We start from the raw sequence: 8,538 nt of genomic DNA, 5'->3' as shown, positions 1-8,538 counted from the left end.
CGGCCCGCCTCGAACGTCGCCGCCTCGGCCGATACCCCGCCGACCACCTCGTCGAACCCGGAAACGCGTTGCTCGACAGGCAGTTCGGGCTGCACCCGCCGATCCGCGTCGGCGAAGTACCACAGGTGCAGCTGGTCGAACGTCGCGATCGGATGCTTGGCAGGCCGCTCGTCGGGCACTCGGCGCAGCCAGGCGTCGATGTGGTGTGCCGCCTTCTTCCCGTGCCCCACCCCCACCGTCACGGTGCGCTCGCCGGGCACCATGTCGCCGCCCGCGAACACCCCGGGGCAACCGGTCATCAGCGACCCGTCCACCCGCACGCTGCCGTCGCGCTCGAACTCGACTCCGGGCAGCGTGCGCATGAACGCCGACTCGGTCTCCTGGCCGATCGCCATGATCAGGGTGTCCGCGGCCAGGGTCTCGAAACGTCCGGTCGGCCGCGGACGACCGGACTCGTCGAGTTCCATGACCTCGACCTGCAGTTCGGGACCGTCGAAGGCGGTGACCGTGCGCAGCCAGTTGATCCGTACGCCTTCGCGTTCGGCGTCCTCGGCTTCCTCCTCGTGGGCGGACATCTGCTCGCGGGTGCGGCGATAGACGATGACCGCGTCCTCGGCCCCGAGCCGGCGGGCCACCCGGGCCGCGTCCATCGCCGTGTTGCCGCCGCCGTAGACGGCAACGTGCCGCCCGACGGCCGGGGGTTCCCCGGCGGCGACACCGCGCAGGAACGACACCGCGTCGATCATCGTGCCCGCGTCGCAGGCCGGGATATCGACCCGTTTGGCCAGATGCGCGCCGACCGCGACGAAGACCGCGTCGAAACCACCCTCGGCGCGTTCCGCCGCGAGGTCCTCGACCCGGTGGTTGCAGGTCAGCTCCACGCCCAGCGCCGCGACCCGCTCCAGTTCCGCCTCGAGCACGTCGCGCGGAAGCCGGTAGTTCGGGATGCCGTAGCGCATCATCCCGCCGGGCTCGGAGCCGGCGTCGCGGATCTCGACGTCGTGGCCGCGGCGGGCGAGGTGACAGGCAGCGGACAGCCCGCTCGGTCCGGCACCGATCACCAGTACCCGCTTGCCGCTGCGGGCGGGCGGCGGCTCGAACATCCAGCCCTGCTCGCGCGCCCGGTCGCCGAGAAACCGCTCCACCGAATGGATGGACACGGCGCTGTCCAGAGTGGCGCGGTTGCAGACGGATTCGCAGGGGTGGTAGCACACCCGGCCGTGGATGGCGGCGAACGGATTGTCGGCGACCAACTGCCGCCAGGCCTGCTCGTAGCGGCCGGCCTTCGCGTGCGCCAGCCAGGCCTGGATGTTCTCCCCGGCGGGGCAGCGGGCGTTGCACGGCGGCAACAGGTCCACATACACGGGCCGACGCCGGCGCACCGGCCCCGCGCGGGGACGGCCGTGCACCAGATCCGGCAGCGGTGTGAGCTCCTCCGACGGCCGGGCCGGACGCCCGCCCGTCGCCCCGCCACTGCGCTCGTCGGCAGTCATCCCCTCACGATAGGGCTCCGGCCGGGTGTCCGGCACCGGATTGCGGCGGCACGGACGTGCCGACGACCCGTCTCCGACGGATCGGGCCCGCTACGGACGTGCGTCCGTAGCGGGCCCGTGGGTGTCGCTCAGCAGCACGTCGTCGCGGCGGGCGCCTTCTCGGTGCCGGTCGCCGGTTCTTGTTCGGCGGCGGTGCCGCAGCAGACTCCCTCCGAGTTCTCGCCCTGGTCGAGCAGCTTCGGGCTCGTGCCGAAGGTGTCGCTGTCGGCGAGGACGGTGTAGACCTCCCACTTCTCCCCCGCCGGGCCCGTGACCCACACCTTGTCCTGGGTGGCGAAGCAGCACGTGGTGCCGATCTCCTCGTCGGTGAACAGCCCTTCGTCCGTGAGGCGGGCGATTTCGGAGTGCACCTTTTCGCTCGACTCCACCTCCACCCCGAGGTGGTTGATCGAGCCGCCCTTGCCCGCGTTCTCGATCAGGACGAGCTTCAGCGGCGGCTCGGCAATCGCGAAGTTCGCGTAGCCGGGCTTCACCTTCGCCGGCTCGGTGCCGAACAGCTTCGAGTAGAACGTCACGGCCTCCTGCAGATCGTCGACGTTGAGGGCGAGCTGAACGCGGGACATGATGACCTCCACCTGTGAGACATACATCGAATTAGTACGCCCACTGTCACCCCCTTTTTGACATATGTCAAGAGGGGTGGATGATGGGGACATGCCCAAGGCGCTCCCGGTCATCGACGTCTCCGCCCCCATCTGCTGCGCGCCGGTCTCGGCCGCACCGATGAGCGAGGCAGCCGCCCTCGAGGTGGCGCTGCGGCTCAAGGCGCTCGCCGACCCGACCCGGATCCAGCTGATGTCGATCCTGCTCACCACGCGGGAGGACGACGTCTGCACGTGCGACCTGGCGTCGGCCGTGGGCCTGACGGAGTCGACCGTCAGCCATCACCTCGGCCAGCTCCGCAAGGCCGGGATGGTGCAGTCGACGCGCCGCGGCATGAACGTCCACCATCGCGCCTGCAACGAGGCTCTGCAGGCACTGCGTCTCGTCCTCGACCCCAACTGCTGCACGTGAGAGGGGCCGAATGTCACATGGGTTCGATCACATCGAACCCATGTGACATTCGGCCACACAGCCCCCGGCTCACACCGCGCCGAACAAGACCTGTGCGTTGTCCCAGCACACCGCGCGGACCCATTCGCTGCCGAGACCGAGCCGTTCGACCGCCTCGAGCTGATGGACGTACGGGTACGGGATGTTCGGGAAGTCGCTGCCGAACAGCACCTTCGAGCCCAGTGCCTGCAGCCGCGGCAGCTCGTCCTCCGGGAACGGCATCGACTCCTGCGTGAAGTCGGTGAACGCCATGGTGGTGTCCAGGTGCACCCGCGGGTACTTCTCCGCCAGATCGAGGAACTGGCGGTACTCCGGCATGCCCATGTGCGCGACGATCAGCGCCAGCCGCGGGAACCGTTCCAGCAGCGCGGCGATCGGTCCGGGCCCGGTGTGCGTCCCCGGAGCCGGTCCCGATCCGCAGTGGATCACGATCGGCACGCCGGCATCCTCGAGCAGTCCCCACACCGGGTCGAGCAGCGGGTCGTTGGGGTCGTAGTCGCCGACCTGGATGTGCGACTTGAACACCCGTGCCCCGTGCTCGAGTGCCGCGGCCACGTAGCCGGCGGCGTCGGGCTCGGGATAGAACGTCGCAGTGTGCAGGCAATCGGGGGTGCGGGCCGCGAAGTCCACCGCCCACGCGTTCAGCCACGCGGCCATCGCGGGCTTGTGCGGATAGAGCATCGCCGTGAACCGGCGGACCCTGAAACCCCGCAGCCGCTCGACGCGCTCCTCCTCGGCGTGCCGGTAGGTGATGGGCCACGCCCGGCCCACCAGCGGCCCGGCGGAGTCGAAGTAGCTCCACACCTTGTCCATCACGTTCGACGGCATGAAGTGGGTGTGCACGTCGATAAGGCCGTTGAGGCCGTGCCGGGCCCGGAAGTCGGCCACCTGCTGCGCTTCGTCCATCACCCGAAGGTAGCGACCCCGTCGCCGGTGCGTCTTTTGGGCTGCCCCAGCCGCCCGAAGGACACACCGGCGCCGGAGGCGCCTCAGAAGTACACAGCGATGCGACGGCCGTCGATCTCGTGCACGGCGATGTCCATGTCGTACACCTTGCGCAGCACCTCGGGCTGCAGGATCTCGTCGACGTCGCCGTCCGCGACGACGGCGCCGTCGCGCATCGCGACGATGCGATCCGAGTGGCACGACGCGAAGTTGATGTCGTGGATCACCAGGATCACGGTCTTGCCCATCTCGTGGGCCATGCGTCGCAGCAGCTGCATCATGTGTTGCGAGTGCTTCATGTCCAGGTTGTTGAGCGGTTCGTCGAGCAGCACGTAGTCGGTGTCCTGCGCGAGCACCATCGCGACGAACGCGCGCTGCCGCTGTCCGCCGGAGAGCTGGTCGAGGAAGCGGTGCTCGAGCCCGCCCAGGCCGGTGTACTCGAGGGCGCGGTCGACCGCGTCGTGGCAGGCCGCCGAGAGCCGGCCCTTCGAATGCGGGAATCGCCCGAACTCGACGAGTTCGCGCACCGACAACCGCACCGCCGTGGTGTTGTCCTGGCGCAGCACCGACAGCTTCTTCGCCAGCGCGTCCGAGGGGGTGGCCCGCAGGTCGAGCCCGTCGATGCTGACCGATCCGGCGTCGGTGTCGAGCAGCCGCGCGACGATGGTCAGCAGTGTCGACTTGCCGGCGCCGTTGGCACCGATGATCGACGTGAGGCCGCCGCGCGGGACGTCGAGGTCGACGGGCCCGAGCACGGTGGTGCCGGCGTAGTTCTTGGCGAGGTCCCGAACGGTGATCACAGGCGCGCACCCCTCACGAGCAGGGAGATGAAGTAGATGCCGCCGACGAAGTTGACGACGACGATGAGGCTCGAGTTGTAGTCGAGCAGCCGGGCGAGGACGAACTGCCCGCCGACCAGGGCGACGATCGCGACGAGCGTCGCGGCGGGCACCGTCCAGCGGTGCCGGAACGTGCCGACGAGGTCCCGGGCCCGGTTGGCCCCCAGCAGCCCGAGGAACGTGATGGGCCCGACGAGCGCTGTAGACACCGAGACCAGCACCGCGACGACGATCAGCGCGCGGGTGACGACGCGCCGGTGGTCGACGCCGAGGCCGATCGCGTGCTCGCGGCCCAATGCGACGACGTCGAGCTGACGCAGCAGCGGCACCGAGAACGCCGTCGCCGCGACGACGAGCAGGGCCGACACGGCGAGCAGGTCGACCTGCACGTTGTTGAAGCTGGCGAACAGCACGTCCTGCAGGGTCATGAAGTCGTTGGGGTCGATCAGCCGCGACACCAGCGACGACAGCCCACCGAACAGCGCGCCGAGCACGATGCCGACGAGCACCAGCACGTACAGGTCGCGGGATCCGCGGTCGAAGAGCCATCGGAACAGCACGAGCGCGAAGCCGACCATGGCGAGCACCTCGACCCCGAACTTCAGGCGCGGATCCAGTGTCGCGAGGGCGCTCGCGCCGAACAGGAACACCACGAGGGTCTGCAGCAGCATGAACAGGCTGTCGAAACCCATCACGCCCGGGGTGAGGATGCGGTTGTTGGTGACGGTCTGGAAGATCACCGCGGCGAAGGCGGTGGCGTAGCCGACGAGCACCATCGACAGCACCTGCCGGCCGCGGATCTTCATGGCGAAGTCCCACGAGCCGGTGACGAAGAGGAACAGGTAGGCGCACACCGCCAGTGCGGCGACGACGGCGAGCACGACGAGCACACGGGCAGGGTTCCGGCGACTCGTCACGGCGGGTGCGGCGACGGCCGGGCTCATCGCGCACCTCGCCGGGTGCGCAGGATCAGCGCGATGAACACGACGGCGCCGACGACGCTCGCGACGGTGCCGACCGGGATCTCGTACGGGTAGCGGAGGACGCGGCCGACGACGTCGCACGCGAGCACGAATCCGGCGCCGGCGAGCGCGGTGATCGGCAGGACGCGGCGCAGGTTGTCGCCGAGCGCCAGGGTGACAAGGTTGGGCACGACGAGACCGAGGAACGGGATGGCGCCGACGACGACGGTGACGACGGCGGTGGTGACGGCGACGACGACCATCCCGATGTTGATCACCAGCTGGTACGGGACGCCGAGGTTCTTCGCGAAGCCCTCACCGAGGCCGGCCACGGTGAAGCGGTCGGCGTACAGATAGGCGACGGCCATGACGGCGACGACGACCCAGATGATCTCGTAGCGGCCGCGCAGGATGCCGGAGAAGTCACCGCTGGTCCAGGTGTTCAGGGCCTGCATCAGTTCGAGCCGGTAGGCGAAGAACGTGGTGACGGCCATGACGACGCCGCCGAACATGAGGCCGACGAGCGGTACGACGATCATGTCGGTGAACCGGACGCGGCGCAGGAGCCGCAGGAACAGGAAGGTGCCGACGAGGGAGAAGGCGACGGCGACGAGCATCTTGCCGAGCACGGACTGTCCGCCGAGGAACAGGGTGGCGACGAGGATGCCGAGCAGGGCCCATTCGACGGTGCCGGCGGTGTCCGGCGCCACGAACCGGTTGCGGGTCAGGTGCTGCATGATCAGGCCGGACACGCTCAGGGCGGCGCCGGCGAGCAGGATCGCGATCAGGCGGGGCACGCGCGAGACGAAGAACACCTCGAGGGTCGCGGTGTCGCCGCGCAGCAGGTCGGCGGGGGTGACGTCGGCGACGCCGACGAACAGGGACGCGAAGGCGGCGACGGCGAGCAGCGCCGCGCCGATCAGGACGGGACGCAGACGCGCGGCGGGGCCGGCGGCCGCACGCGGGGTGCGGTCGCCGGCCCTGCCGGTCGTTACCGGGGAGCTCACGGGCGGGAGGCGGTCATGCCGCCGCGGCCTTGCCGACGGCCTGCCCGACGACGTCGATCTGCGACTGGACGGAGCTCAGCGCGCTCGGCGCCATGTACCAGGTGTACAGGTCGAGGTAGGTGATCCGGCCTTCCTTCGCGGCGGTGGTGCCGCCGACGAGCGGGTTGTCGAGGACTCGGGACGCGTTGGGGCCGGTGGTGTCGCCGAGGGGTGCCTCGCGGTCCTGAACGAACATCAGGTCGGGGTCGGCCTGGGCGATGTACTCGAAGGACACGGCGTCACCGTGGGCGACGTCGTCGGCGAAGGTCTCCGACACGGGCTTGACGCCGAGGTCGTGGATGATCCCGTACCGGGAGCCGGGTCCGTACGCGGTGACCTCGGCGGCCTCGACGCGCGTGATGAGTCCCCGCAGGTTCGCCTGTGCGGCGGCAGCGGACACCGCGTCGAACGACGCCTCGATGCCGGCGAACTTCTCCTCGAACGCGCCCTCGGCGCCGAAGATGGTGGCGAGGTTGCGGTTCTGCTTCGCAACGCTGGCGAGGAAGTCCTTGGCGTCGACGGAGAGGTCGACGGTCGGGGCGATCTCGCTGAGCGCGTCGTAGCTGGTGGCCGACCGGGCGGCGACGATGATGAGGTCGGGCTCGAGGGCGTTGACGGCCTCGAAGTCGGGCTCGAACAGCGAGCCGACCTTGGCGACGTCGTCGCCCCGGTAACGCGCGAACGATTCGGGCCAATTCGTGAGCGCGGGGACGCCGACGGCGTCGGGCAGGTCCAGGTCGATCATGGACTGCAGCACGCTCTGGTCGAAGACCACGACCCGTTCGGGATCGACGGGCACCTCGGTATCGCCCTGGGCGTGACTGATGACGACGGTCTCGCCGGTCTCCGCCGCGGTGTCGGAGGAGGTGTCGGAGGAGCAGGCGGAAAGCCCGAGCGAGGCGGCCGCGACTAACGCGACGGCGGCGGACAACCGGATACGCATGGGCAATCTCCTTGAAAATTGAACTTCCGAGGTAGACGGAGCCACCCGCGCAGCCCCACCCACCGCCTCGAACTCAGCCAAGCGTTGCCTAACTTAGCATGCCTTTACTTACCGTTGGCAAGGGTCGTGTCGCCCCACGGACGAGCGCGCCGCCCACTACGGTCGGACCCATGACCTCCACCACGTTCTCCGCCTGGGTCGCGCGCGAGCACGACGACGCGATCGACTTCGCCCCCGAGACCGTCGACGAGACGATGCTGCCCGACGACGGCATCACCGTCCGCGTCCTGCATTCGAGCATCAACTACAAGGACGCCCTCGCCGTCGTCCCGCGCGGCGGCGTGGTCCGCAAGTACCCGATCATTCCCGGCATCGACCTCGCCGGTGAGGTCGTCACCTCCGATCACCCCGACTTCGCGCCCGGGGACCGGGTCCTTGCGCACGGCTACGAGATCGGCACCGGCCGCCACGGCGGCTACGCCGAGTACGCCCGCGTCCCCGCCGACCAGCTCGTCCGGCTCGGCGAGCTCTCCACAGCCGACGCCGCCGCCATCGGCACCGCCGGATTCACCGCGGCGCTGAGCGTGCAGGCCCTGCTGCGGCACGGCCTGACCCCGGACGACGGGCCCGTCGTCGTCACCGGCGCCTCCGGCGGCGTGGGCACCGTCAGCGTCGACCTGCTCGCCGCCGCCGGATTCGAGGTGGTCGCCTCGACCGGCAAGCCGGAAGCCCACGACCTGCTCACCGAACTGGGCGCCGCCTCGGTGATCGGGCGGCTGCCCGAGGACCCCGACGCGAAGCCGCGACCGCTCGGCAAGGCGATCTGGGCCGGGGCCGTGGATTGCGTCGGCGGCGCCACACTCGCCCACGTCCTCAGCACCGTCCAGTGGGGCGGCGCGGTCGCCGCCAGCGGACTCACCGGCGGCGCCGCCCTGCAGACCACGGTGATGCCCTTCATCCTGCGCAGCGTCGCCCTGCTGGGCATCGACTCGGTGCAGCTGCCCATCGGCCCGCGCCGGGCGCTGTGGGAGCGCCTCGCGGGCGACCTGCGGCCCCGGCCCCTGCCCGACACCACCCGCCACATCCCCGCGCGAGAGCTGGTGCCCGCGCTCGACCTCGTGCGGGCCGGCAAGTTCACCGGGCGCGCGGTGATCGAGGTTGCCGGCGGATTCTGAGGGCTCGTCAGAAGAGGGTGAG

At 70.1% G+C, this 8,538-nt stretch carries 9 protein-coding genes; 2 read left to right on the top strand and 7 right to left on the bottom strand.

Features of this window, described 5'->3' with window-relative positions; translation table 11 throughout:
• Positions 1 to 1,493: NAD(P)-binding protein (locus CQZ88_RS07675; RefSeq protein WP_258008502.1), on the bottom strand; the 1,493-nt coding region annotated here is incomplete at its 3' end.
• A 128-nt stretch (positions 1,494 to 1,621) separates the two neighbouring features.
• A complete protein-coding gene (locus CQZ88_RS07670; protein ID WP_029546394.1) occupies positions 1,622 to 2,116 on the bottom strand; it encodes an ArsI/CadI family heavy metal resistance metalloenzyme in 495 nt (164 codons plus the stop codon).
• Between the two features lie 91 nt (positions 2,117 to 2,207).
• Here CQZ88_RS07670 and CQZ88_RS07665 point away from each other — a divergent pair, with 91 nt between their 5' ends.
• Positions 2,208 to 2,567, top strand: coding sequence for an Rv2640c family ArsR-like transcriptional regulator (locus CQZ88_RS07665; protein ID WP_006935749.1), 360 nt, complete (start codon positions 2,208 to 2,210; stop codon positions 2,565 to 2,567).
• A gap of 69 nt (positions 2,568 to 2,636) precedes the next feature.
• Here the strand turns inward: CQZ88_RS07665 and CQZ88_RS07660 are convergent, their stop codons facing one another.
• The 5 genes from CQZ88_RS07660 to CQZ88_RS07640 all read right to left on the bottom strand — a co-directional run bounded on the left by CQZ88_RS07660 (position 2,637) and on the right by CQZ88_RS07640 (position 7,341).
• Positions 2,637 to 3,512 carry an amidohydrolase family protein gene (locus tag CQZ88_RS07660; RefSeq protein ID WP_044475904.1) on the bottom strand — a complete coding sequence of 292 codons (876 nt, stop codon included), beginning with the start codon at positions 3,510 to 3,512 and terminating at the stop codon, positions 2,637 to 2,639.
• An 83-nt stretch (positions 3,513 to 3,595) separates the two neighbouring features.
• Complete coding sequence (locus tag CQZ88_RS07655; RefSeq protein WP_102799533.1) at positions 3,596 to 4,351, bottom strand: ABC transporter ATP-binding protein; 756 nt, start codon at positions 4,349 to 4,351, stop codon at positions 3,596 to 3,598.
• Positions 4,348 to 5,334: an iron chelate uptake ABC transporter family permease subunit gene (locus tag CQZ88_RS07650; protein ID WP_258008501.1), complete on the bottom strand. Its 987-nt coding sequence runs from the start codon at positions 5,332 to 5,334 to the stop codon at positions 4,348 to 4,350. The genes CQZ88_RS07655 and CQZ88_RS07650 overlap by 4 nt, the downstream gene beginning before the upstream one ends.
• Positions 5,331 to 6,359, bottom strand: coding sequence for an ABC transporter permease (locus CQZ88_RS07645; protein ID WP_006935724.1), 1,029 nt, complete (start codon positions 6,357 to 6,359; stop codon positions 5,331 to 5,333). Before CQZ88_RS07645 ends, CQZ88_RS07650 begins: the two co-directional genes overlap by 4 nt.
• Before the next feature lie 13 nt (positions 6,360 to 6,372).
• Positions 6,373 to 7,341: a siderophore ABC transporter substrate-binding protein gene (locus tag CQZ88_RS07640; protein WP_006935723.1), complete on the bottom strand. Its 969-nt coding sequence runs from the start codon at positions 7,339 to 7,341 to the stop codon at positions 6,373 to 6,375.
• Positions 7,342 to 7,511: 170 nt separating this feature from the next.
• Between CQZ88_RS07640 and CQZ88_RS07635 the strand changes: the two genes are divergently transcribed.
• Positions 7,512 to 8,516, top strand: a complete 1,005-nt coding sequence (locus CQZ88_RS07635; RefSeq protein ID WP_102799531.1) for an acryloyl-CoA reductase — start codon at positions 7,512 to 7,514, stop codon at positions 8,514 to 8,516.
• Positions 8,517 to 8,538 lie beyond the last annotated feature (22 nt).

Origin of the sequence: Rhodococcus sp. ENV425, assembly GCF_002887785.1 — a bacterium.
GTDB classification, from domain to species: domain Bacteria; phylum Actinomycetota; class Actinomycetes; order Mycobacteriales; family Mycobacteriaceae; genus Rhodococcus; species Rhodococcus aetherivorans.
The sequence above is the reverse complement of the archived record's forward strand: the minus strand, read 5'-3'. Positions and strand labels throughout refer to the sequence as shown.

Coding starts and splice junctions, on each gene's coding strand:
- CQZ88_RS07650 (WP_258008501.1), bottom strand. CDS start 5,334: ATGAGCCCGGCCGTCGCCGCACCCGCCGTGACGAGTCGCCGGAACCCT.
- CQZ88_RS07660 (WP_044475904.1), bottom strand. CDS start 3,512: ATGGACGAAGCGCAGCAGGTGGCCGACTTCCGGGCCCGGCACGGCCTC.
- CQZ88_RS07640 (WP_006935723.1), bottom strand. CDS start 7,341: ATGCGTATCCGGTTGTCCGCCGCCGTCGCGTTAGTCGCGGCCGCCTCG.
- CQZ88_RS07665 (WP_006935749.1), top strand. CDS start 2,208: ATGCCCAAGGCGCTCCCGGTCATCGACGTCTCCGCCCCCATCTGCTGC.
- CQZ88_RS07670 (WP_029546394.1), bottom strand. CDS start 2,116: ATGTCCCGCGTTCAGCTCGCCCTCAACGTCGACGATCTGCAGGAGGCC.
- CQZ88_RS07635 (WP_102799531.1), top strand. CDS start 7,512: ATGACCTCCACCACGTTCTCCGCCTGGGTCGCGCGCGAGCACGACGAC.